This is a genomic window from Pseudomonas sp. MF6394 (assembly GCF_002018845.1).
GTDB lineage: Bacteria > Pseudomonadota > Gammaproteobacteria > Pseudomonadales > Pseudomonadaceae > Aquipseudomonas > Aquipseudomonas lactis.
On record NZ_MVOJ01000003.1, the window covers coordinates 15,470 to 36,739 of the forward strand.

Here is a 21,270-nt window from a genome sequence, read left to right on the forward strand (position 1 = left end):
TTTCATGACAGTTTTGTTTCAATCCCAAGTTTAGCTATGCGATGCTGGCGCAGAGCCCATTCGCCAACTACAGCTTAGGTACAAGACGTAGAGCGGCACGCGGTAACTTTCCTTCGCTCCTTTTGGAGCGCACCCACACGGGGGGCCGAGCATGCTGACCTTGCTCAATCTGCTTTCCGCCGTGACCCTGCTTATCTGGGGCACGCATATCGTCCGAACCGGCATCCTGCGGGTCTACGGTTCCAATTTGCGCCAAGTCATCGGGCAGAACATGTCCAAGCGCTGGCTGGCATTTGTCGCCGGTATCCTGGTGACGGCCATGGTGCAAAGCAGTAACGCCACCGCGATGCTGGTGACTTCGTTCGTCGGCCAAGGGCTGATGAGCCTCACGCCGGCCTTGGCCACCATGCTTGGCGCCGACGTCGGTACGGCTTTGATGGCGCGGGTGCTGACGTTCGATTTGTCCTGGCTGTCGCCGCTGCTGATCTTCCTCGGGGTGATTTTCTTCCTGTCGCGCAAACAGACGCGGGCAGGGCAGTTGGGCCGGGTCGGGATCGGCCTGGGCCTGATCATCCTCGCGCTGCAATTGATCGTCGAAGCCGCCGGGCCCATTACCCATGCCCAGGGCGTCAAAGTCATCTTCGCCTCGCTGACCGGCGATATCTTGCTGGACGCCCTGGTCGGCGCGCTGTTCGCGATGATTTCCTACTCCAGCCTTGCCGCAGTATTGCTCACGGCCACCCTGGCCGGTGCCGGCGTGATCGGTTTGCACGTGGCCATCGGCCTGGTGATCGGCGCCAACATCGGCAGCGGCGTACTGGCTTTTCTCAGCACCAGCATGCAAAACACTGCCGGTCGCCAAGTGGCCCTGGGCAGCCTGTTGTACAAATTGATCGGTCTGTTGCTGATCATTCCGGTGCTTGACCCGCTCGTGGGCTGGATGGACGGCCTGGACTACAGCGTTCAGGGCATGGTCATCACCTTCCACCTGCTCTACAACGTCAGCCGTTGCCTGATCCTATTGCCCACCATCGGGCCCATGGCACGCCTGTGCGAATGGCTGCTGCCGGAACGCCCCGAAACCAATGGCAAAGCCAAGCCACGCCATCTGGACCTGGCCTCATTGAATACCCCAAGCCTGGCCCTGGCGAACGCTGCCCGCGAAACCCTGCGCCTGGGTGACTTGATCGACAATATGCTTACCTCGATGCAGGAAGTGCTGCGCGGCAACCAAACCGCCGTTACCCAAGAAATGCGCAGCCTGAGCGATGACGTCGAAGCGCTCTACAGCGCGATCAAACTCTACCTGGCGCAAATGCCTCGGGAAGACCTGAGTGAACAAGACAACCGCCGCTGGGCCGAGATCATCGAGCTGTCGATCAACTTGAAATTGGCGGGTGACCTGATCGAACGCATGCTGCGCAAGGTCCAGCAACAGAAGACCTCGCAGCGCCGGCAATTTTCCGAAGTGGGCCTGGAAGAACTCAGCGGCCTGCACAGCCAGTTGATCGCCAACCTGCGCCTGGGCCTGTCGGTGTTTCTCAGCGGCGACCCGGAAAGCGCCCGCCAATTACTGCGAGAAAAGCGCCGCTTCCGCGCCCAGGAACGCCGCCTGGCCCACGCCCATGTCAGCCGCTTGCAGCGCAAGATCGTGCAGAGCCTGGAAACCAGTTCCCTGCATCTGGAACTGATTGCCGACATGAAACGCTTGAACTCGTTGTTTTGCAGCAGTGCTTATGTAGTGTTGGAAACGTCCGACACCGGCGCGCTCTCTGCCGAAAGTATTGCCGACATCACCCATTCGCCCTGAACGTACGCCCGCGAGCGAAGTCAGTTAACAATGGACCTCATTCGCCAGGAAGCTTGTTATGCGTCGCCTGTTACTCGCCTGCCTGCTCTTGGGCTCGGCCCACACCTTTGCCTTTGACCGCCTGCAAGTCGAGGGCTACACCTTGCCCAACGGCCTGCAACTGCTGCTCAAACCGGGCACCGAGCGTGGGCACGTGGCTATTCGCCTGGTGGCTGGGGTGGGCCTGGACGACTTCGGTTGCGACGAAAAAGAACTGCCGCACTTGTTCGAGCACTTGCTGTTCAGCGGTATCGACGGCGGCGGCGAAGGCGACCTCGAAGACCGTATGCAAGCCCTCGGCGGCGAGTGGAACGCCTACACCAGCAACGCCGACACCACCTTCGTGATCGAGGCGCCCGCGCAGAACCAACGCAAGGTGCTGGACCTGCTGCTGGCAATCCTCACGCGCACGCAATTGACCGACGCCCATATCAATGCCGCCAAGCAAGTGGTGGAGCGCGAAGACGGCGGCCATTACTCACACTTGCAACGCCTGCTGGATCGCCAGGACCTCGGTCACAGCGCCAGCAACCAATTGGCCGTGGAGTTGGGCCTCAAGTGCGCCGAACGCGCCGAGGTCAACCACCTCACCCGCGACCAGTTAGAGAAGCTGCGCAACGAATGGTACGCGCCGAACAACATGACCCTGATCGTCGTCGGCGATCTCGACAAACTGCTGCCTGCCTACCTGGAACGCACTTATGGGCAACTCGACCCCGTGGAGCCGAGCGAACATCGCCCCCTCCCCGAAATCCAGCATACCGCCGCCAGCCATCGCGACCTGATCCGCGGCTGGGTGGGCGATGGCGCCAAGCTGCACTGGCTGTTCCCCGAGCCTGTGCTGGACGACCAGCATGATGAAACCTACAACCTGCTCAAGGATTACCTCGACTGGGCACTGTACCGGCAACTGCGCCTCAAGCACGGTTTGTCCTACGGCCCCTGGGTAGAACGCGAAGTGCTCGGCGGCGTTGGATTCCTCAGCCTGAATGCCGACCTTGAGCGGGAAAACCTCCCTGAAGCCGAGCAGGTCTTGCAAGACCTCAAGGCCCAACTGCTCAAGGACGGCCTCGACCCAACAGTATTCACGCGCCTGCAACAGGCCGCCATTGCCCGCCAAGCCTGGGCGGTGCAGGGCAACAGTGCTCTGGCCGACTATTACTGGAGTGCGGCCGGCGACTACTCCAATGGGCGTTTCAGCGACCCGGTCAAACGCATCAAGGCCGTAAGCCTGGCGCAAACCAACCAGGCCATGCGCGAAGCGTTCCAGCAGCCGGGCTACTGGCGCATCGAAAAACCGCTGTTGAGTTATGACGCATTGACCTGGATCGGTGCGGGCGTGCTGGGCCTGATCATCCTTGGTTTGATCGGCTTGAGGCTTTATCGCAAACCTGTTGAGTAATGACGCACAGAATATCGGGCTAAGGCGTTATTCTGTCTGAGATTTTTCCCACAACCAGTGAACCGCCCATGCCGAACTTGCCGCCCCTCATCCAGCGCGTTATAGAACTGATCAAGCGCTACCCAGGGGTGATTGCACTCGGCGGTTTTATCTCGGGGGTCGGCAGCTTCATTCTGGTAGACCGCCAGCAGGGCATGGCCAGTTGGATCGCGGTGATCATGCTGGTGAGCTGGTTGTGGCTGATGCTGGAAAACAGCTTTACGCAGCTGTTCACCAAGGTCTTCAATCGCGAGATCCCTGAACCGCTGCTGCGCTACGCCACCCAGATGATCCACCAGGAAAGTCTGTTTTTCGTCCTGCCCTTCTTTTTCGTCACCACCGCCTGGAACAGCGGCCAATCGCTGTTCACTGGCCTGCTGGGCGCGGCGGCGCTGGTATCGATTATCGACCCGCTGTATTACAAGTGGCTGGCGCCCAAACGCTCGCTGTTCCTGGCCCTGCACACCCTGACCCTGTTCGCCGCGCTGCTGACCGCGCTGCCGATCATCATGCACCTGACCACCGCCCAGAGTTACAAACTGGCGTTGGGTGTAGCCATGGTCTTGTCGATTCCAAGCCTGGCCGTCAGCCTGCCGCTGCGTAGCCTCAAGGGCTGGGCGATGCTGCTGGGGGTAACGGCCGCCATCGGCTGCGCCGGCTGGTTCCTGCGCAGCTGGGTACCGCCCGCGACCCTGTGGATGACCGAAGTCGCCATCAGCACCCAACTGCAAGACCGCACGCCGGGCGACGACCTCAAGCAAGTCACCGCCGCCCAACTGCGCAGCGGTGGGCTGTATGCGTACACCGCCATCAACGCACCACGCGGGCTGGATGAGCGGATCTACCATGTGTGGAAATTCAACGGCCAGGAAGTCGACCGCATTGCCCTGGACATCCATGGTGGGCGCAAGGAAGGCTATCGCGCCTGGACCCATAAGCAGAATTTCCCGGGTGACGCCGTGGGGCGCTGGCAGGTGCAGGTGCTCACCGAAGACGGGCAAGTCATCGGCGTTCTGCGCTTCAAAGTGATAGATACAGCACAAGCGGACAACCCAAAGTAAGCCGGATCGTGCTATTACGTAGCAATTGTGGATAGCCAAACAAGCTCGGAGCTTATGACCACTCGCACGACGGCCGGCGCGGCCCATCTTGATACGTCCAGCACCCCGCCTTCGCTACGGATTACCGGCGACTGGACGCTGGCCCACTACGCCCACCTGAAGAAGCTGTCGGCCACGCTCGACGGCCAATACGACGCCGGTGCCCGCATTGACCTCAACGGCCTCGGCGCGCTGGATACCGCCGGCGCCTCGTTGCTGGTGGAGCTGCTGGGCCCAGCGCGCATCGAACACTCTGCCGAACAGACCGATTGCACCCTGGCAGCCGCCGACCGTGCACTGCTCAAGACCGTCTACCGCTCCCTGAATGACTTTTGCGTACCGATCAAAGAGCCGGAAGAGGCCGCCGGCATTCAAGTCTTGGCCCGCATCGGCCGCGCAGTAGACACGGTCTGGCAAGACGCAATGAAGCTGTTGGGCTTTATCGGCCTGATCCTCGAAACCTTCGCCCGCGGCATTTGGCGGCCCAAGCGCTGGCGCCTGACGCCCATGGTCGCCCACATCGAACAGACAGGCCTGGATGCGGCGCCTATTGTCGCGCTGCTGACCTTTCTGGTGGGCGCCGTCGTGGCCTTCCTCGGCGCCACCGTGCTCAAGAGCTTCGGCGCGACGATCTTTACCGTCGACCTGGTGGCTTTCTCCTTCCTGCGCGAATTCGGCGTGTTGCTCACCGCAATCCTCATCGCCGGGCGCACCGCCAGTGCATTCACCGCGCAAATCGGTTCAATGAAGGCCAACGAAGAAATCGACGCCATCCGCACCCTGGGCCTGGACCCTATGGAACTGTTGGTATTGCCCCGCGTGCTGGCGCTGCTGGTGGCGTTGCCGATGCTGACCTTCCTGGCGATGCTCTCGGGGATCGTCGGCGGTGGTGTGGTGTGTGCCGTGGCCCTGGATATTTCGCCGGCGATGTTTCTTTCGCTGCTGCAATCGGACATTGGCGTGCAGCACTTTCTGGTGGGCATGGTGAAGGCGCCGATCTTTGCCTTTTTGATCGCGGCCATTGGCTGCCTGGAAGGTTTCAAAGTCAGCGGCAGTGCCGAATCTGTCGGCGCGCATACCACGTCGAGCGTGGTGCAATCGATTTTTGTAGTGATCGTGCTGGATGCGGTCGCGGCGATGTTTTTCATGGAGATGGGCTGGTGAGTCGTCTACGCCGTGCGCCCACTGAGGCGGTGATTGAAGTGCGTGGCCTGTGCAATCGCTTTGGCAGCCAAAGCGTGCACGAGAACCTCGACCTGGACTTGTACAAAGGCGAGATCCTGGCGGTGGTGGGTGGCTCTGGCAGCGGTAAATCCGTGTTGTTGCGCAGCATCGTTGGCCTGCGTCGCCCCAGCGAAGGCGAAGTTCGGGTGTTCGGCAAAAACCTGCCGAGCCTGCCTGAACATGAACGCTCACTGGTGGAGCGCCGCTTTGGCGTGCTGTTCCAGAAGGGCGCGCTGTTTTCCTCGCTGACGGTGACCGAAAACGTGGCCCTGCCCTTGATCGAGCACGCCGGCCTCAGCCGCGCCGATGCCGAGCACTTGGCGGCGGTCAAGCTGGCCCTGGCGGGGTTGCCGCTGTCGGCGGCCGACAAATACCCGGCCTCGTTATCCGGCGGCATGATCAAACGTGCGGCCCTGGCCCGCGCACTGGCCCTGGACCCGGACATCCTGTTTCTGGACGAACCCACCGCCGGTCTCGACCCGATTGGCGCGGCGCAATTCGACCAACTGATCCTCACCCTGCGCGATGCGTTGGGCTTGAGTGTGTTTTTGGTCACCCACGACCTCGACACGCTGTACACCATCACCGACCGTGTGGCGGTGCTGGCGCAGAAGAAAGTGCTGGTGGCCGACGCCATCGATGTCGTGTCGGAAACGGACGACGCCTGGATTCACGAATATTTCCACGGCCCCCGAGGCCGCGCGGCATTGGATGCCGCTCAATCGCTCAACGAGGTATGACATGGAAACCCGAGCCCATCATGTGATGATCGGACTGTTCAGCGTAATTGTGGTGGTCGGCGCGATGCTGTTCGGCCTGTGGCTGGCCAAGTCCAGCGTGGATACCGCATTCCAGGATTACGAAGTGATCTTCAACGAGGCGGTCAGCGGCCTGTCCCAGGGCAGTGCGGTGCAGTACAGCGGCATCAAGGTGGGCGACGTGATCAGCCTGCGCCTGGACCCCAAAGACCCGCGCCGCGTCCTGGCTCGCATCCGCCTGGCCGGGCAAACGCCGATCAAGGAAGACACCCAGGCCAAACTGGCCCTGACCGGCATCACCGGCACCTCGATCATCCAGCTCAGTGGCGGCACCCCGCAGAGCCCGGAGCTCAAGGGCAAGGACGGCAACCTGCCGGAAATCATCGCATCGCCATCGCCCATCGCGCGCCTGCTCAATAACAGCAACGACCTGATGACCAGCGTCAACCTGCTGCTGCACAACGCCAACCACCTGTTCTCGCGGGAAAACGTCGAACGCCTGAGCAACACCCTGGATAACCTGCAACAAACCACCGGCGCCATTGCCGAGCAACGCGGCGACATCAAGGTGGTGATGCAGCAATTGATGCAGGTGAGCAAACAGGCGGGCGCGGCGCTGGAGCAAACCACCGTGCTGATGCGTAGCGCCAATGGCTTGCTCAGCGAACAAGGCAAGCAAGCCTTCGGCAGCGCCGAGCAGGCGATGAAATCCCTGGAGCAAAGCACCGCCACCATCAATACCTTGCTGACCAATAACCAGGACTCGGTAAACAGCGGCATGCAGGGCCTTAACGAACTGGCGCCAGCCGTGCGCGAGTTGCGTGAAACCCTCGGCTCGCTGCGCGCCATCTCTCGCCGCCTGGAAGCCAACCCCAGTGGTTACCTGCTGGGCAGCGATAAGAACAAGGAATTCACGCCATGAAGCGTGCTTACCACATGATCGTCCCTATGGCCCTGGCACTGGTCAGCGCCTGCTCGATCCTACCCAAGCCGGACCCTTCGGACGTGTACCGGCTGGCGTCCGCCCAACCGGCCAGCCAAGGCACGCCGGTGAGTTGGTCGCTGCGCGTGACCAAGCCGCAGACCAGCGAGTTTCTCGACAGCCCGCGCATCGCCGTGGTGCCAGATGGCAACTTGATCAGCAACTACGCGAACTCGCGCTGGAGCGACCCGGCGCCGGTGCTGCTGCGTAATCGCCTGCTGGATGGCTTTCAGCGCGATGGGCGCGTGACATTACTGAGTACCGACGAGACCAACCTGCAAGCCGACTATGAGCTGGGCGGGCAGTTGCAGGCGTTTCAGAGCGAGTATCGGGGCAAGGCGGTGGAGGTGGTGATTCGTCTCGACGCGCGATTGGTGCGTGGACGTGATCAAAGAATTATCGCCAGCCGTCGGTTTGAAGTGAGGCAGCCGGTGAGTGACACCAAGGTGCCAGCGGTGGTGGCTGCTTTTGGCCAGGCCGGGGATCAGTTGAATAAGCAGGTGGTGGATTGGGTAGTACAACAGGGTAATACCGCGCCGAAAAAATGATTCCACCGCCCTGTAGGAGCGAGCTTGCTCGCGAAAAACCTGAGACCGCCTCGGGGAGTCTGATGCCCCGCGTCATCGTTAACGTTTTTCGCGAGCAAGCTCGCTCCTACAGGGGTGCGGCTCATGCTTAACCGAAGAACCAGTAGCACACCGAAATAGCCGCCACTACACCAGCAAACTCCGCGAACAACGCACACCCCACCGCATGCCGCGCCCGCTGGATGCCTACCGAGCCAAAGTACACCGCCAACACATAAAACGTGGTTTCCGTACTGCCCTGAATCGTCGCCGCCACCAACGCCGGGAAGCTGTCCACACCCTGGGTCTGCATGGTCTCGATCAGCATCGCCCGCGCCGCGCTGCCGGAGAACGGCTTGACCATCGCGGTCGGCAGCGCGTCGACAAAGCGCGTATCCAGGCCCGTCCAGGCCACCACATGGCGAATCCCTTCAAGGCCGAACTCCAAGGCCCCCGAGGCACGCAACACGCCAACCGCGCACAGCATCGCCACCAGATAGGGCAACAGGTTCTTGGCTACGTCGAAGCCTTCCTTGGCGCCTTCCACAAAGGCCTCGTACACCTTGACCTTGCGCAACGCGCCGATCACCAGGAACAGCATGATCAAGCCAAACAGTGTGAGGTTGCCCAAGATCGACGACAAACCGGCCAGCGCCGTGGCAGACAGGGTCGCCAGCAGCGCCATGAAGCCGCCCAGCAGCAACGCGCCGGGGACCAGATAGGCCAGCACCACCGGGTCCCACAGCCGCAGGCGCTGCATGACTGCCACCGACAGCAGGCCCACCAGCGTCGACGCACTGGTGGCCAGCAGGATCGGCAGGAACACCAGCGTCGGGTCCGCAGCGCCTTGCTGGGCGCGGTACATGAAGATAGTCACCGGCAACAGCGTCAGCGAGGACGCGTTGAGCACCAGGAACAGGATCTGAGCGTTAGTCGCCGTATTGGGAATGGGGTTGAGCTCTTGCAGCGCCTTCATGGCTTTCAGGCCGATGGGCGTGGCGGCGTTGTCCAGGCCCAGGCCGTTGGCGGCAAAGTTGAGGGTGATCAAACCGATCGCGGGGTGCCCGGCGGGCACTTCCGGCATCAAGCGGCGAAACAGCGGGCCGAGGGCCTTGGCCAGCCAATCGACGATCCCGGCTTTTTCGGCGATCCGCAGAAAGCCCAGCCATAACGTCAGGGTACCGAACAGCAGCACCATGACTTCCACCGACAATTTGGCCATGGCGAAAATGCTTTCGACCATCGCCGCGAAGATCAAGGCGTTACCACCCACCAGCCATTGCGCCAGTGCTGACACCATTGCCACGACAAAGAAGCCAAGCCACAGGCCATTGAGCATCAGATAAGTCCCCCGAAAGATGGGGCGAATGATAACGGGGCTGGCAGAAACGACAAACCCCGGAATTCTCCGGGGTTTGTTTTCGATCAATCTGCAATCAGCTACGGGTGGCTTGTGCCGTAGGCAGGGCTTCCTTGCTGCGCCAGTGCGGCAAGGAATTCCAGTAGCGCTCGCCCTTGGCATCGTCGTACATGCCTTCCCAACGGGAGATAACCAGTACGGCCAAGGCGTTGCCGATCACGTTCAGGGCGGTACGCGCCATGTCCATCACACGGTCGACACCGGCGATAAACGCCAAGCCTTCCAGCGGGATGCCCACGCTGCCCAGCGTCGCCAGCAATACCACGAAGGACACGCCCGGCACGCCGGCGATACCTTTGGAGGTCACCATCAGGGTCAGTACCAGCATCAGTTGCTGGCCGATCGACAGGTCGATGCCATACAGCTGGGCAATGAAGATTGCTGCGATGCTCTGGTACAGGGTCGAACCGTCGAGGTTGAACGAATAACCGGTCGGCACCACGAAGCTGCAGATCGCTTTCGGCGCGCCGTAGGCTTCCATCTTTTCGATCACACGCGGCAGCACGGTTTCGGAGCTGGCGGTGGAGTAAGCCAATACCAACTCATCCTTGAAGATGCGGATCAGCTTGAGAATCGAGAAGCCAAACAGGCGTGCGATCAAACCCAGTACCGCGAAGGCGAAGAACAGGATCGCGACGTAAACCAGGATCACCAGCTTGGCCAGCGGCAGCAGCGAGGCGAAGCCGAAGTTGGCGACCGTCACCGCGATCAGCGCGAATACACCGATAGGCGCGTACTTCATGATCATGTGGGTGACTTTGAACATGCTCTCGGACACGCCCTGGAACATGGTCACCAGCGGCTCGCGCAGCTCAGGCTTGAGGCTCGACAGCCCCAGGCCGAACAGCACCGAGAAGAAGATGATCGGCAGCATCTCGCCACGGGCAACAGCGGCGAAGATGTTCGAAGGGATCAGGTTGAGGATGGTCTCGATGAACGCATGTTCATGCTGCACTTCGGCAGCAGTCGCCTGGTACTTGGAGATATCGACGGTACCCAGAGTACTCATGTCGATGCCTGCGCCTGGGTGGAACAGGTTGGCGAGCAACAGGCCTACCACGATGGCGATGGTGGTGACGATTTCGAAGTAAAGAATGGTTTTGACGCCGATACGACCGAGCTTTTTCGCGTCGCCGACACCGGCAATACCGACGATCAGCGAAGAAATCACAATCGGGATCACGATCATCTTGATCAAGCGGATAAAGATATCGCCCGCCGGCTGCAACACATTGCTGATCCACCAGGCCTTTTCAGCACTGAAATGGTTGAGTACTGCACCGATTGCAATGCCCAGTACCAAACCGATGAGGATCTGCCAGGCGAGGCTTAGCTTTGCCTTCTTCATGTCATTACCCTTGCTTCAAGTGGACTTACGGCAAATGCGCCAGCTGCAACGCTCGAAAGCGAAAAAGTGTGTGCATCTGCCTCCATGGAAGGTCACCGCAGCGTGGCCGAAATGGCTTACTGGCAGGCGAAAAAAGGCGCAACTATTCCCATGCAAGGGAGCGACGTCTAATGCCGTAAACGCCTACCCCATGCCGAATCGGCATGGCTTTTTTTGAAAATATTTGTCCAAACGGTCAGTTCGTATCCGCCATTCAGGCGGGTGAATATGCCGTTGAGCAGCCAAATCAGGCTCGCGCAGAGATACTGGACGTCTCGGATTGGTTGGCAGAAATGTCTGAGAAATCCATCACCTAGCGCCAGAAAGATCCTATAGCGCGGATGAAAAATTCTCGATAGATGGTCACGCCGACATACCCAGTAATGGTTAGCCAGAGGCAAAAAGCAAAACTGCGGCTATGGGCGGCATGAAGTGCGGGCATGAGAGTCATAAGCCCGCCGCAAGTTCAGCAAGCTTGAGGTCTTGTGAACTTGCGTCGCAGCTTTTCGCCTGACCCGGCCCTTGCGCAGGTACTCCCTGTACCCGTAGGTCACGCCGATCCTGATCGATCAGAGCAACCCGGCCCCCTGGTCATGCATCGCTCAAGGAGCGATGCAAACAGAAAGAAGCACAAAGGCTTCTTTCTATGGACGCCGGCTCCGTCAGACGGAACCTAGTACCAATTCGGATCTTTCTTGAGCTGCTCCATCAGCAGCTTTTGCATACCCTCGTCCGGCTTACCGATAAAACGGTAATCGGCGTGCCGCGTCGGGGACTTGTCCGCCGGCAAACCGGCCGGTACTTCCACCAACATGGCGTAGGCATCTTCCTTGTCGAGGCTGAAGGCAACGATCAGGCGCTTGTTCAGGCAGGTGTCTGCGGTTTCGCAGAGCGGCCCGACCAAATACTTGTCGCCATCTTCCTCAACGGCATTCATTTGCTCGGCCGTGCCCGACAGGTTCATCACCCACTCAGGGAGGCGCTCTTCTTTCTTCACCACGTCTTGCCAGGTTTCACGGTACTGCGGATCCGCGCTGAGCAATTCGTTAGCCCGGGATTGGCCGTCATTGGCGGCCAAGGCCAAGCCGCTACCGCCCAACAGCAGGGCGGCAGCAAGGGCTTTAAAAGGCAGGTTGGCCATATTCAACCTCGGCCTTTGCGACCAAAGAAGAACGAAGCGATGAACATCACCAGGAAGACCACAAACAGGATCTTGGCGATGCCGGTAGCGGTGCCAGCGATACCACCGAAGCCCAGGACTGCAGCCACAATGGCGATGATCAGAAATGTGATTGCCCAACTCAACATGGTGATTCTCCTTATGCTTCTATAGGGGTAACAGCGGTGATGCCGTGCAGCCGCTCAATACAAGCGACGTTTTTTGCCTAGAACACCCAACGGTCATGGGCCGGCAGTTCATCCAGGGTGGAACCCTGATCTACCAGGCTCAATTGCGGGGCAGTCACATCGGCGCTGGCGCTGCCAATGGAACGAAAATGGGTCTGGGTCATGGCAGGACGTTCAAATTGCGGGGCTGGCTGCGCACGCTCTTGCCAATGCTGCAACTGCTGGCCGGCGATCAACGTGACCATCAAGGCCAGGCTGGCAAACAGGCTCTGCTGCAAGCGCAGCGGCGATACACGCAATTGGCTGAGGCTTTGGCGAGTCATACTGCATTGCTCCCGCATTCTGATTATTCGTTCATGACGCTCTTGGGGGAGATATTGCAGAGTGCGTGCCAGCTTTATTGCAAAATAAAACTCAATAAAATCAAGTGGTTACACTTGATCAATGGATTCGTCGCCTAGCATCCTGCACGATGCCTCCTTGCAGGCCGTGCGAAATGCACGATGGCAAGTGGTCGGAACCAGCCACCCAGCGCACACATCGAAGGATCGAAGGGCGAACGGAAGGGAAATGCGCTCAGACGACGTCTGTAGGAAGGCGCGCAGATAGCTGCACGAAGAAGCCTTTTATGAATCAGAATAAACCATGCAACTTGCCCGATTATTCCGGGACTAAACACCATCACATTTATAGTTAAGGAGTGCAGGACAGATGGAATCAGCCAAGGAACTTCAAGGCCGCATTCTTTTAGTGGATGACGAATCTGCGATCCTGCGCACCTTCCGCTATTGCCTGGAAGATGAAGGCTATACCGTCGCCACCGCGAACAGTGCCGCTCAGGCCGATGCCCTGATGCAGCGTCAGGTGTTCGACCTGTGCTTCCTCGACCTGCGCCTGGGCGAGGACAATGGCCTGGACGTGCTGGCCCAGATGCGGGTGCAGGCACCGTGGATGCGCGTGGTGATTGTGACCGCCCATTCGGCCGTGGATACCGCCGTGGACGCCATCCAGGCTGGCGCCGCCGACTACCTGGTCAAACCGTGCAGCCCAGACCAACTGCGCCTGGCCACCGCCAAGCAACTGGAGGTGCGTCAGCTCTCGGCGCGGCTGGAAGCGCTGGAAGGCGAAGTGCGCCAGCCTAAAGACGGCCTGGACTCCCATAGCCCGGCAATGATGGTGGTGTTGGAAACCGCGCGGCAGGTGGCCGGGACAGACGCCAACATCTTGATCCTCGGCGAGTCCGGTACCGGTAAAGGTGAGTTGGCCCGGGCGATACACGGCTGGAGCAAACGCTCGAAGAAGTCCTGCGTGACCATCAACTGCCCGTCTCTGACCGCAGAGCTGATGGAAAGCGAACTGTTCGGCCACAGCCGCGGCGCGTTCACCGGCGCCAGCGAAAGCACCTTGGGCCGAGTGAACCAGGCGGACGGCGGTACGCTGTTTCTCGACGAGATCGGCGATTTCCCCCTCACGTTGCAACCCAAGTTGCTACGGTTTATTCAAGATAAAGAGTATGAGCGTGTGGGCGACCCGGTCACCCGCCGCGCCGATGTGCGCATCCTCGCAGCCACCAACCTGAACCTGGAAGACATGGTGCGCGATGGCCGCTTCCGTGAAGACTTGCTCTACCGCTTGAATGTCATCACCTTGCACTTGCCGCCGCTGCGCGAACGCAGTGAAGACATCCTGACCCTGGCTGACCGCTTCCTTGCCCGCTTCGTCAAGGAATACGCACGCCCGGCGCGCGGCTTCAGTGATAATGCCCGCGAAGCGCTACTCAACTATCGCTGGCCCGGCAATATCCGCGAACTGCGTAACGTGGTGGAACGCGCCAGCATCATCTGCCCTCAGGAGAAGGTGGAGATCAGCCACCTGGGGATGGCCGAGCAACCGGCCAACAATGCACCGCGTATCGGCGCGGCTTTGAGCCTGGATGAGCTGGAGAAAGCCCATATCGGCGCCGTACTTGCGACCAGCGACACACTGGACCAAGCGGCCCGCACACTCGGCATCGATGCGTCGACGCTGTACCGCAAACGCAAGCAGTACAACCTTTGAACAGGACCTTATGAAGCTCGCGATGAAACTGCGCACCCGGTTATTCCTGAGCATCTCAGCGCTGATCACCGTGGCATTGCTGGGGTTGATCCTGGGCTTGGTCAGTGTCATGCAAATGGCCAAGACCCAGGAATCGCTGATCCGCAGTAACTTCATCACCCTGGACCTGGGGCTCAAGTTGCGTCAGAGCCTGGGCGACCAGTTGATCATGATGCTGGAGAAGCGCCCCGACCCGGACGCGCTGCAAGCCTCCAAGCAACATTATTTCGACCTGTTGGACCAAGGCATCGCCCATGAGCAGATAGACGGCAAAAATCATGGCTTCAGCCAGGCACGCTCCGATTACCAGAAGCTACTGGAAGCGTTTGACCAATCCCAACAGGCATCACCGCCCGCAGGCAGCAAAGAAAAGCTGACTGAAACCTTCAACATATTGCGCAACGGCCTGATCGCCGATCACAAGCGGGCGCTGGAAAATATCAGTACCAGCGAGCATAAATCCCGCGAGCGCGCGTTGTTGATTGCCGGCCTGCTCGGGCTGGTAGGGCTCGCGGTGTTGATCATCGGTTTCGTCACGGCCCATGGCATCGCCCGGCGCTTCGGTGGCCCCATCGAGGCGCTGGCCAAGGCCGCCGACAAGATCGGGCAGGGCGATTTCGAAGTCACCCTGCCGATCTCCTCCGCAGCGGAAATGAACCTGCTGACCCGCCGTTTCGGCATCATGGCTGAAGCGTTGCGCCAACATCAGGCCACTAACATCGATGAGCTGCTGGCCGGCCAACAGCGCCTGCAAGCGGTGCTCGACAGTATCGATGACGGCTTGTTGATGATCGATCGCCAAGGCTGCCTGGAGCACCTCAACCCTGTGGCGCAGCGTCAATTGGGATGGGATGAGGAGCGGCTCGGCCAAGGCCTTGGCGAAGCCATGGGTCGCGCAGAAATGGATGAACAGCTGCAACTGGTGCTGCGCGGCGGCAACCTGGAGCGGGCCCCGGATGATCTGGAGGTGGAAGTCGAGGGTGAATTGCGCCTGCTGACCTACAGCCTGACCCCGGTCAGCCATACCCAGGGGCACATTCTCGGAGCCGTGATGGTGCTGCATGACGTGACTGAACAGCGCGCGTTCGAGCGGGTGCGCAGCGAGTTCGTGTTGCGCGCCTCCCATGAGCTGCGCACGCCGGTTACCGGCATGCACATGGCCTTCGGCTTGTTCCGTGAGCGGGCCAAGTTCCCACCGGACTCCCGCGAGGCGGACCTGCTGGATACGGTCAATGAAGAGATGCAGCGCCTGATGCAGTTGATCAACGACCTGCTCAACTTCTCGCGCTACCAGAACGGCCTGCAGAAACTCACCCTGGGCACGTGCGACGTCACCGACTTGCTGGAGCACGCACGGGCGCGGTTTACTGAGCCTGCGAACGCCCAGCACATTGAGTTGCTGGTGGAAGCCCAACCTGAGTTGCCACGGCTATATGCCGACCAAGTGCAACTGGAGCGGGTGCTCGACAACCTGCTGGGCAATGCCCTGCGCCACACCGCCGAAGGCGGGCAGATCCGCCTGCAAGCACGACGCCATGGCGAGCGGGTGATTATCAGCGTCGAGGATAACGGCGAAGGTATCGCCTACGGCCAGCAAGGGCGGATCTTCGAACCCTTTGTGCAGGTGGGCCGCAAGAAAGGCGGTGCGGGCCTGGGCTTGGCACTGTGCAAGGAGATCGTGCAATTGCACGGGGGCCGCATGGGTGTGTATTCACGGCCGGGGCAGGGCACGCAGTTCTATATGGCATTACCCCTGTAGGAGTGAGCTTGCTCGCGAAAAACGTCAACGATAACGCTGTGCTGTCAGGCAGCCCGCGTCGTCTATGCGTTCTTCGCGAGCAAGCTCGCTCCTACATTATTATTTTTACACCATCAGCGGTGATTCAAGGCGCGCAGGATTGCGGCGCTTTCAGCATCCGGGGTGCCGTCAAACAATGACGGGCGGAAACGCATCTGGAATGCGGCGATGACATGCCGCGTGGCCACATCCAACTCGCCGGTCTGCGGCGTCTGGTAGCCCAGGCGCGCCAGTTCTTCCTGGAACCAGGTAATGCTCGGCAACTGCGCGGCGTACTGCACCTGAAACCGGGCCACTGCCTGGGCATCCGGCCACACGGCCAGACCTTCTGCCGCTAAGCGCTTCCAAGGGAACAACGGGCCTGGGTCCAGCTTGCGCAGTGGGGCGATGTCGCTGTGCCCGATGATGTTCTTGGGGTCGATGCCGTTGCGCTTGCTGATGTCCTTGAGCAGCACGATCAGCGACTGCACCTGCGCTTCGGAATACGGGTACCACACACGCCCCGTCGGCGTATCGCTGAACCCTGGGTTGACGATCTCGATACCGATGGAACTGGAATTGAGCCAGGTGCGCCCCATCCACTCGCTTTCCCCTGCGTGCCAGGCGCGCTGGCTTTCATCCACCAGCTTGTAGATGGTGCCGGAGGCGTCGTCGCCGATCAGGTAATGGCTGCTGACCTGGCCATGGGTCAACAGCGCCAGGGAACGTTCAAGGTTGGTCGAGGTGTAATGCACCACAACGAACTGCACGCGATTGTCGTGGTTGACCGAAGGATGGCTGGTGTTCAGGCGCGGGCCATTGGCGCAGCCGGCGAGCAGAAGAAACGCTAAAGCGATATACAAGGATTTCATGGCGAGAGGCAGTACACTGAAAGACGATAATGCAACAGTGTAACGTACGACTCACGGCCAGGCGGTCAAATTACAAAATGGAACATCTTTTATGCCGCCTGCACCTGATTACGCCCCGCGGCCTTTGCCCTGTAGAGCGCTTCATCGGCACGCTTGAGCGCCAGGTCACTGCGCTCGCCGGGTTGAAACTGCGCCACGCCCATGGACACCGTGATCGTTACCGGCTCACCCTTGAAGTGGAACGGGCACGCGGCAATGGCCTCACGCAATACTTCACCTACGGCCAAGGCATCCGCCAAGGTCGAGTCGGGCATGAGCAGCACAAACTCTTCACCCCCAAAACGCGCGATGAAGTCCGTCGGCCGCAGGCGCTTGCTCAGCACATTGGCGATGATCTTCAAGACTTTGTCCCCAGCCAAGTGACCGTAACCGTCGTTGATGCGCTTGAAGTGGTCCAGGTCGAGCATGGCCAGCGACAGGCTGTCACCGCGCTGATGCCAGGCGTTGACTTCGTAATCGAGGCGTTCGCTCCACGCCGCACGGTTGGGCAAGCCGGTGAGCGGATCGATCAAGGCCTTCTGGCGCTGCACTTCCAGGTGCTCGCGGTAGCCCTGGGCCTCCTGCTCCATATGGGCCACGCGTTCAGCCAGGCCTTTTAGACGTGCGGCCACTTCCTGTTCGCGCAGGTCACGCTGCTGCTGGTGTTCGTCCATGGTGCCGAGCAAGCCTTCAAGGTGGCTTTCGAGCACCTGCTTGAGGCTGTCCAGGTCGGCGGCGTCCTGCACGCTGCTTTGCAGGCCGTCGACCTGCTCACGAATCTGCGTGTCCAACTCCCGCGCGGCCAGGCTGCTGTCGGCGTGGCCCTCGCTGGCGACCTGCAGATGGCCCTGGAATGCCTCGAGACGCTCGTTGAGCTGCTTGAGATAAGCCTCGAACTCATGCTGGCCACTGTCGGTGATCGCCAGCATCAGCACCGCCAGGTCATCGAGGATCGGCAGCAGTTCGTACCAGTTCAAGCCGTGGGCGAGACGCTCACGCATCGCCTCGGCCTGGGGCTGGTGACGTTCGGGCAGGGAAAGATCTTCCAGCAGGCCGAGCAAAGTGCCTTCAATGTGCTTGGCCACCGAGCTGTAAGACGGTTCAGGCGAATCGGGCAGGGCGTAGGTGCCGTCCGGTTGCAGTTCGTCAGGCTCGGGGCTTTCCAGCACGGGGGGTAATGACAAGCTGCCGATGGTGGTCTCATCCGGCGTTTCAACTGGAATCGGCGGCGGCTCGATAAAGGCGGCGAGTGCGCTTTCGTGAGCAGGCTCCGCAACTGGCGGCGCCTGCACGTCGGGTTCAGGTAATTGCGCAGGCGCCGCAATCGACGGCAGCTCTGGAGCGCCGAATACCGGCGTTTCGCTGGCGACCTCTTGCACTTCGGCCGCTGCCACAGGCGCAGGCTTCAAGGGTGGCAAAGGCGCAAAGGCACGCAAGGCTTGGGTCAACTCTTCCGATTGCGCAGGTTCTTCCGGTTCGGGCGCGGGTTTAGGCGCTGCAGGCGTTGGCGGTGCCAATTGCGCTACCGGCATCGGCTCAGCGTCAACCGGGGGCGCTTCACTGGAGGCCTCTTTACTACCGAACAGGCGTTGCAACAGGCCCGGCCCGGGGCGTGTGGTTTCGCCATCCGGCTCCAGATTATTCAGCGCCTGCCCCTGCAGGCTGCTCAGCTCACTGAGCAGCAGGGGTATCTCCCGCGCTTGCGCCACGCGACCATCGAGTTGCTTGGCGAAGGTTTTCAGCGGGCGAGCCACTTCGCGAGGCAGCGGCAGCTTTTGCAATTGGGCAACCAATGCCGTGAGCGCGGTGCTGATCTGGTCGACGCGGGTTTCGCGGCGCTGTTCCGAATCCAGCACGGCCTTTTCCAGGCGCGGCAGTAAAGCGGCGAGGGCAGCATCCATGTCGTCCGTGCGCACGACATCGCGCATTTCCTTCATGCATTGATCGACGGCGCGGTCGGTGCCTTCAGCGGCCAGCGTGCTGCGCACCAGCCCGCGGCGCAGCAAATCGAGGCGGGCAGCCCAGCGGCGTTCGAGTTTGTCTTGTTGCTCGATGCTCTGAAGGTACTTCTCTTTCCAGCGCTGGGCGTCGTCGCTCATGCAAGGGGTCCGCGAGGGCCTGGGCTCAACGCGGGTAATGCATCAGCCGTGAGCGAGCCCGGCAGACGAATCTCTACCGCGACCGGCAGGTGATCGGAAATGGGCTGCGCCAGCACCTGCACACTTTCCAGTGTGAGGCTTGGGCTGAGCAGGATATGGTCCAGACAGCGTTGCGGGCGCCAGCTGGGAAACGTGGCTTCGACTTGCGGGGCCAGTAACCCCAGGTCGCGCAGCGGAGAATTCTGCAGCAGGTCGTTGGCATGGGTGTTCATGTCACCCATGAGCACCTGGTGCTTGTAGTTACCAATCAATTCACGCACGTAGGCCAGTTGCAGGTTGCGCGTACGCCCCCCGAGGGCCAGGTGCATCATCACCACCACCAAGGCTTCCGGGCCTTCGCCAAAACGCACAAGGATTGCCCCGCGGCCTTTGGGGCCTGGCAAGGGGTGATCTTCAATGGCAGTGGGTTTGAGACGGCTGAGCACGCCGTTGCTGTGCTGTGCCAGGCGCCCCAGGTTGCGGTTGAGTTGCTGATACCAGTACGGAAAAGCACCCAACTGAGCCAGGTGTTCCACCTGGTTGATATAGCCGGAGCGCAGGCTGCCGCCGTCGGCTTCCTGCAGGGCGACCAAGTCGAAGTCACTGAGCAGGTCGCCGATTTTCTGCAAGTTACCGGTACGCCCCTTGTGTGGCAGCAGATGTTGCCAGCCACGCGTGAGGTAGTGCCGATACTTCTCGGTACTGTTGCCCACCTGGATATTGAAGCTGAGCAGGCGCAAGCGGCTATCTGCCGGCAGGCCTGTGGACTCCAGGTGATGCTCATTGACCTGCGGTTCATGCAGGCCAACGACACGCTCGGTACCCCAGCGGCGCATGGCGAGCCCCTTACTTGGCAGCGCGTTCTTTGGCAATCAGTTGGTCAGCAACGTTCAGGGTCGCTTCAGGACCACCGGTGCTGCCCAGGTCGAAACGGTATTTGCCGTTGACGATCAGGGTTGGAACGCCTTGCACGCCGTACTTCTGCGCGAGCTCCTTGGCCTGTTTGATCTGGCCCTGGATAGCGAAGGAGTTGAAGGTCGCCAGGAACTTGTCCTTGTCGACACCCTGAGTGGCAACGAAGTCAGCCATTTCGTCCGGCTTGGTCAGGCGCTTGCCTTGTTTCTGGATCGCTTCGAAGACGGCGTTGTGGACCTTGTGCTCAACACCCATGGCTTCCAGGGTCAGGAACAGTTGGCCGTGGGCGTCCCATGGGCCGCCGAACATGGCAGGAATGCGACGGAAGTTAACGTCCTTGGGCAGCTTTTCAGCCCATGGGTTGATAGTCGGCTCGAAGGCGTAGCAATGCGGGCAGCCGTACCAGAACAGCTCCACCACTTCAATCTTGCCCGGTACTGCAACGGGAACCGGGTTAGTCAGCTCAGCATAGGTTTTACCGGCTTCAAGCGGCACATCGGCAGCTTGTGCGGTCATGCCGAAGAGGCTGGCAGTGACGAGAGCGGCGCTGAGGATCAGATTACGCATGCTTTACTCCTGGACAAATAAAGTCGCCTCACGCGACCTTTGTTGTGACAGGTCTACGCGGACATGAGTTCGTTAGTGTAACGGCAGCGGCCACAAAAAAGGGCGGCCTGAGCCACCCTTTTTATGCTTGCATCGCGGGATTAATCGAGCGTTAACGCCCAGCCCGGTCAGTGCAGGCCCTGGATATAACTGGAGAGGGCTGCGATGTCTTCGTCGCTCAGCTTGCGAGCGATGGTGCGCATGGTCATCGCGTCGCCATCGTTGGCCCGGCCGGCTTCTTCTTTGCGAAAGTCGGTCAACTGCTTGGCGATGTAGGTGGCGTGCTGGCCGCTCAGGCGCGGGAAGCTGGCAGCAGCGTTGCCTGCGCCATTGGGCGAGTGGCAACCGGTGCAGGCAGGCAGGCCTTTTTCCAGGTTCCCGCCACGGAACAACTGCTCTCCACGGGCGACCAATTTAGGATCGGCAGCTCCCACACTGCCCTTCTGGCTGGCAAAATAGGCCGCGAGGTCCGCCAGGTCCTGATCGCTGAGATTGGTCAGCAGGCCGGTCATTTCCAGCACCGTGCGCTTGCCGCTCTTGATATCCTGCATCTGCTTGGTCAGGTAACGCTCACCCTGGCCGGCCAGCTTGGGGAAATTCGGCGCCGGGCTGTTACCATCCGGTCCGTGGCAAGCACCACACACGGCGGCTTTCGCCTGGCCCGCTGTAGCGTCGCCTGCAGCATGGGCAACACTGGTGATGCCCAAGGTCAACAGCAGACTCACGATCAGTTTGTTCATCAGCTAATCCAA

At 60.5% G+C, this 21,270-nt stretch carries 20 protein-coding genes and 1 pseudogene; 10 read left to right on the forward strand and 11 right to left on the reverse strand.

What is annotated here, in order from left to right:
• The first annotated feature begins 151 nt into the window (after window positions 1–151).
• From MF6394_RS04570 to MF6394_RS04600, 7 genes are all read left to right on the forward strand, one after another.
• On the forward strand, window positions 152–1,810 hold the full coding sequence (locus MF6394_RS04570) for a Na/Pi cotransporter family protein (protein ID WP_003187402.1): 1,659 nt from the start codon (window positions 152–154) through the stop codon (window positions 1,808–1,810).
• A gap of 58 nt (window positions 1,811–1,868) precedes the next feature.
• Window positions 1,869–3,251 carry a M16 family metallopeptidase gene (locus MF6394_RS04575; protein ID WP_078466250.1) on the forward strand — a complete coding sequence of 461 codons (1,383 nt, stop codon included), beginning with the start codon at window positions 1,869–1,871 and terminating at the stop codon, window positions 3,249–3,251.
• Window positions 3,252–3,319: 68 nt separating this feature from the next.
• Window positions 3,320–4,351, forward strand: coding sequence for a DUF5924 family protein (locus tag MF6394_RS04580; RefSeq protein ID WP_003187399.1), 1,032 nt, complete (start codon window positions 3,320–3,322; stop codon window positions 4,349–4,351).
• Between the two features lie 54 nt (window positions 4,352–4,405).
• The gene (locus tag MF6394_RS04585; RefSeq protein ID WP_034129245.1) at window positions 4,406–5,554 is read left to right on the forward strand and encodes an ABC transporter permease; all 1,149 of its coding nucleotides are present in this window, start codon (window positions 4,406–4,408) and stop codon (window positions 5,552–5,554) included.
• Window positions 5,551–6,354 carry an ABC transporter ATP-binding protein gene (locus tag MF6394_RS04590; RefSeq protein ID WP_069558372.1) on the forward strand — a complete coding sequence of 268 codons (804 nt, stop codon included), beginning with the start codon at window positions 5,551–5,553 and terminating at the stop codon, window positions 6,352–6,354. Before MF6394_RS04585 ends, MF6394_RS04590 begins: the two co-directional genes overlap by 4 nt.
• 1 nt (window position 6,355) lies before the next feature.
• Complete coding sequence (locus tag MF6394_RS04595; protein WP_003187394.1) at window positions 6,356–7,294, forward strand: MlaD family protein; 939 nt, start codon at window positions 6,356–6,358, stop codon at window positions 7,292–7,294.
• Window positions 7,291–7,902 carry an ABC-type transport auxiliary lipoprotein family protein gene (locus tag MF6394_RS04600; protein WP_047712811.1) on the forward strand — a complete coding sequence of 204 codons (612 nt, stop codon included), beginning with the start codon at window positions 7,291–7,293 and terminating at the stop codon, window positions 7,900–7,902. Before MF6394_RS04595 ends, MF6394_RS04600 begins: the two co-directional genes overlap by 4 nt.
• An 11-nt stretch (window positions 7,903–7,913) precedes the next feature.
• Here MF6394_RS04600 and MF6394_RS34485 read toward each other — a convergent pair.
• From MF6394_RS34485 to gltP, 3 genes and pseudogenes are all read right to left on the reverse strand, one after another.
• Window positions 7,914–8,027: pseudogene (locus tag MF6394_RS34485) on the reverse strand (outer membrane lipoprotein carrier protein LolA); the annotation flags it as partial.
• A gap of 2 nt (window positions 8,028–8,029) precedes the next feature.
• Window positions 8,030–9,259, reverse strand: a complete 1,230-nt coding sequence (locus tag MF6394_RS04610; protein ID WP_044270299.1) for a nucleoside recognition domain-containing protein — start codon at window positions 9,257–9,259, stop codon at window positions 8,030–8,032.
• Window positions 9,260–9,356: 97 nt separating this feature from the next.
• On the reverse strand, window positions 9,357–10,688 hold the full coding sequence (gene gltP / locus MF6394_RS04615) for a glutamate/aspartate:proton symporter GltP (RefSeq protein ID WP_003187390.1): 1,332 nt from the start codon (window positions 10,686–10,688) through the stop codon (window positions 9,357–9,359).
• 203 nt (window positions 10,689–10,891) lie between these two features.
• Between gltP and MF6394_RS34125 the strand changes: the two genes are divergently transcribed.
• Window positions 10,892–11,044, forward strand: a complete 153-nt coding sequence (locus MF6394_RS34125; protein WP_158497511.1) for a hypothetical protein — start codon at window positions 10,892–10,894, stop codon at window positions 11,042–11,044.
• Window positions 11,045–11,400: 356 nt separating this feature from the next.
• Here the strand turns inward: MF6394_RS34125 and MF6394_RS04620 are convergent, their stop codons facing one another.
• The 3 genes from MF6394_RS04620 to MF6394_RS04630 all read right to left on the reverse strand — a co-directional run bounded on the left by MF6394_RS04620 (window position 11,401) and on the right by MF6394_RS04630 (window position 12,397).
• Window positions 11,401–11,868, reverse strand: a complete 468-nt coding sequence (locus MF6394_RS04620) for an inhibitor of vertebrate lysozyme family protein (protein ID WP_032894297.1) — start codon at window positions 11,866–11,868, stop codon at window positions 11,401–11,403.
• 2 nt (window positions 11,869–11,870) lie between these two features.
• Window positions 11,871–12,035, reverse strand: a complete 165-nt coding sequence (locus tag MF6394_RS04625; RefSeq protein WP_003187386.1) for a DUF1328 domain-containing protein — start codon at window positions 12,033–12,035, stop codon at window positions 11,871–11,873.
• A 77-nt stretch (window positions 12,036–12,112) separates the two neighbouring features.
• The gene (locus MF6394_RS04630; RefSeq protein WP_078466252.1) at window positions 12,113–12,397 is read right to left on the reverse strand and encodes a hypothetical protein; all 285 of its coding nucleotides are present in this window, start codon (window positions 12,395–12,397) and stop codon (window positions 12,113–12,115) included.
• 388 nt (window positions 12,398–12,785) lie between these two features.
• On the opposite strand from MF6394_RS04630, the gene algB reads away from it, so the two are divergent.
• The gene (gene algB / locus MF6394_RS04635; protein WP_003187383.1) at window positions 12,786–14,132 is read left to right on the forward strand and encodes a sigma-54-dependent response regulator transcription factor AlgB; all 1,347 of its coding nucleotides are present in this window, start codon (window positions 12,786–12,788) and stop codon (window positions 14,130–14,132) included.
• A 10-nt stretch (window positions 14,133–14,142) separates the two neighbouring features.
• Window positions 14,143–15,930: an ATP-binding protein gene (locus MF6394_RS04640; protein ID WP_044270296.1), complete on the forward strand. Its 1,788-nt coding sequence runs from the start codon at window positions 14,143–14,145 to the stop codon at window positions 15,928–15,930.
• 113 nt (window positions 15,931–16,043) lie between these two features.
• Here MF6394_RS04640 and MF6394_RS04645 read toward each other — a convergent pair whose 3' ends face one another.
• From MF6394_RS04645 to MF6394_RS04665, 5 genes are all read right to left on the reverse strand, one after another.
• Entirely contained in the window at window positions 16,044–16,820 is a 777-nt protein-coding gene (locus MF6394_RS04645) for an N-acetylmuramoyl-L-alanine amidase (protein ID WP_003187380.1), read from the reverse strand.
• 89 nt (window positions 16,821–16,909) lie between these two features.
• The gene (locus tag MF6394_RS04650) at window positions 16,910–18,958 is read right to left on the reverse strand and encodes a diguanylate cyclase (RefSeq protein WP_078466253.1); all 2,049 of its coding nucleotides are present in this window, start codon (window positions 18,956–18,958) and stop codon (window positions 16,910–16,912) included.
• Window positions 18,955–19,833, reverse strand: coding sequence for an endonuclease/exonuclease/phosphatase family protein (locus tag MF6394_RS04655; RefSeq protein WP_003187377.1), 879 nt, complete (start codon window positions 19,831–19,833; stop codon window positions 18,955–18,957). The genes MF6394_RS04650 and MF6394_RS04655 overlap by 4 nt, the downstream gene beginning before the upstream one ends.
• 10 nt (window positions 19,834–19,843) lie before the next feature.
• Window positions 19,844–20,479 (reverse strand): thiol:disulfide interchange protein DsbA, encoded by a 636-nt coding sequence (gene dsbA / locus MF6394_RS04660; protein WP_032894305.1) that lies wholly within the window; start codon window positions 20,477–20,479, stop codon window positions 19,844–19,846.
• 167 nt (window positions 20,480–20,646) lie between these two features.
• Window positions 20,647–21,258 (reverse strand): c-type cytochrome, encoded by a 612-nt coding sequence (locus tag MF6394_RS04665; protein ID WP_032894308.1) that lies wholly within the window; start codon window positions 21,256–21,258, stop codon window positions 20,647–20,649.
• Window positions 21,259–21,270 lie beyond the last annotated feature (12 nt).

What these genes read in the sequence shown, in the direction of transcription:
- MF6394_RS04570 (WP_003187402.1), top strand. Translation starts at nt 152, where the DNA reads ATGCTGACCTTGCTCAATCTGCTTTCCGCCGTGACCCTGCTTATCTGG.
- MF6394_RS04575 (WP_078466250.1), top strand. Translation starts at nt 1,869, where the DNA reads ATGCGTCGCCTGTTACTCGCCTGCCTGCTCTTGGGCTCGGCCCACACC.
- MF6394_RS04580 (WP_003187399.1), top strand. Translation starts at nt 3,320, where the DNA reads ATGCCGAACTTGCCGCCCCTCATCCAGCGCGTTATAGAACTGATCAAG.
- MF6394_RS04585 (WP_034129245.1), top strand. Translation starts at nt 4,406, where the DNA reads ATGACCACTCGCACGACGGCCGGCGCGGCCCATCTTGATACGTCCAGC.
- MF6394_RS04595 (WP_003187394.1), top strand. Translation starts at nt 6,356, where the DNA reads ATGGAAACCCGAGCCCATCATGTGATGATCGGACTGTTCAGCGTAATT.
- MF6394_RS04600 (WP_047712811.1), top strand. Translation starts at nt 7,291, where the DNA reads ATGAAGCGTGCTTACCACATGATCGTCCCTATGGCCCTGGCACTGGTC.
- MF6394_RS04610 (WP_044270299.1), bottom strand. Translation starts at nt 9,259, where the DNA reads ATGCTCAATGGCCTGTGGCTTGGCTTCTTTGTCGTGGCAATGGTGTCA.
- gltP (WP_003187390.1), bottom strand. Translation starts at nt 10,688, where the DNA reads ATGAAGAAGGCAAAGCTAAGCCTCGCCTGGCAGATCCTCATCGGTTTG.
- MF6394_RS34125 (WP_158497511.1), top strand. Translation starts at nt 10,892, where the DNA reads ATGGCTTTTTTTGAAAATATTTGTCCAAACGGTCAGTTCGTATCCGCC.
- MF6394_RS04620 (WP_032894297.1), bottom strand. Translation starts at nt 11,868, where the DNA reads ATGGCCAACCTGCCTTTTAAAGCCCTTGCTGCCGCCCTGCTGTTGGGC.
- MF6394_RS04625 (WP_003187386.1), bottom strand. Translation starts at nt 12,035, where the DNA reads ATGTTGAGTTGGGCAATCACATTTCTGATCATCGCCATTGTGGCTGCA.
- MF6394_RS04630 (WP_078466252.1), bottom strand. Translation starts at nt 12,397, where the DNA reads ATGACTCGCCAAAGCCTCAGCCAATTGCGTGTATCGCCGCTGCGCTTG.
- algB (WP_003187383.1), top strand. Translation starts at nt 12,786, where the DNA reads ATGGAATCAGCCAAGGAACTTCAAGGCCGCATTCTTTTAGTGGATGAC.
- MF6394_RS04640 (WP_044270296.1), top strand. Translation starts at nt 14,143, where the DNA reads ATGAAGCTCGCGATGAAACTGCGCACCCGGTTATTCCTGAGCATCTCA.
- MF6394_RS04645 (WP_003187380.1), bottom strand. Translation starts at nt 16,820, where the DNA reads ATGAAATCCTTGTATATCGCTTTAGCGTTTCTTCTGCTCGCCGGCTGC.
- MF6394_RS04650 (WP_078466253.1), bottom strand. Translation starts at nt 18,958, where the DNA reads ATGAGCGACGACGCCCAGCGCTGGAAAGAGAAGTACCTTCAGAGCATC.
- MF6394_RS04655 (WP_003187377.1), bottom strand. Translation starts at nt 19,833, where the DNA reads ATGCGCCGCTGGGGTACCGAGCGTGTCGTTGGCCTGCATGAACCGCAG.
- dsbA (WP_032894305.1), bottom strand. Translation starts at nt 20,479, where the DNA reads ATGCGTAATCTGATCCTCAGCGCCGCTCTCGTCACTGCCAGCCTCTTC.
- MF6394_RS04665 (WP_032894308.1), bottom strand. Translation starts at nt 21,258, where the DNA reads ATGAACAAACTGATCGTGAGTCTGCTGTTGACCTTGGGCATCACCAGT.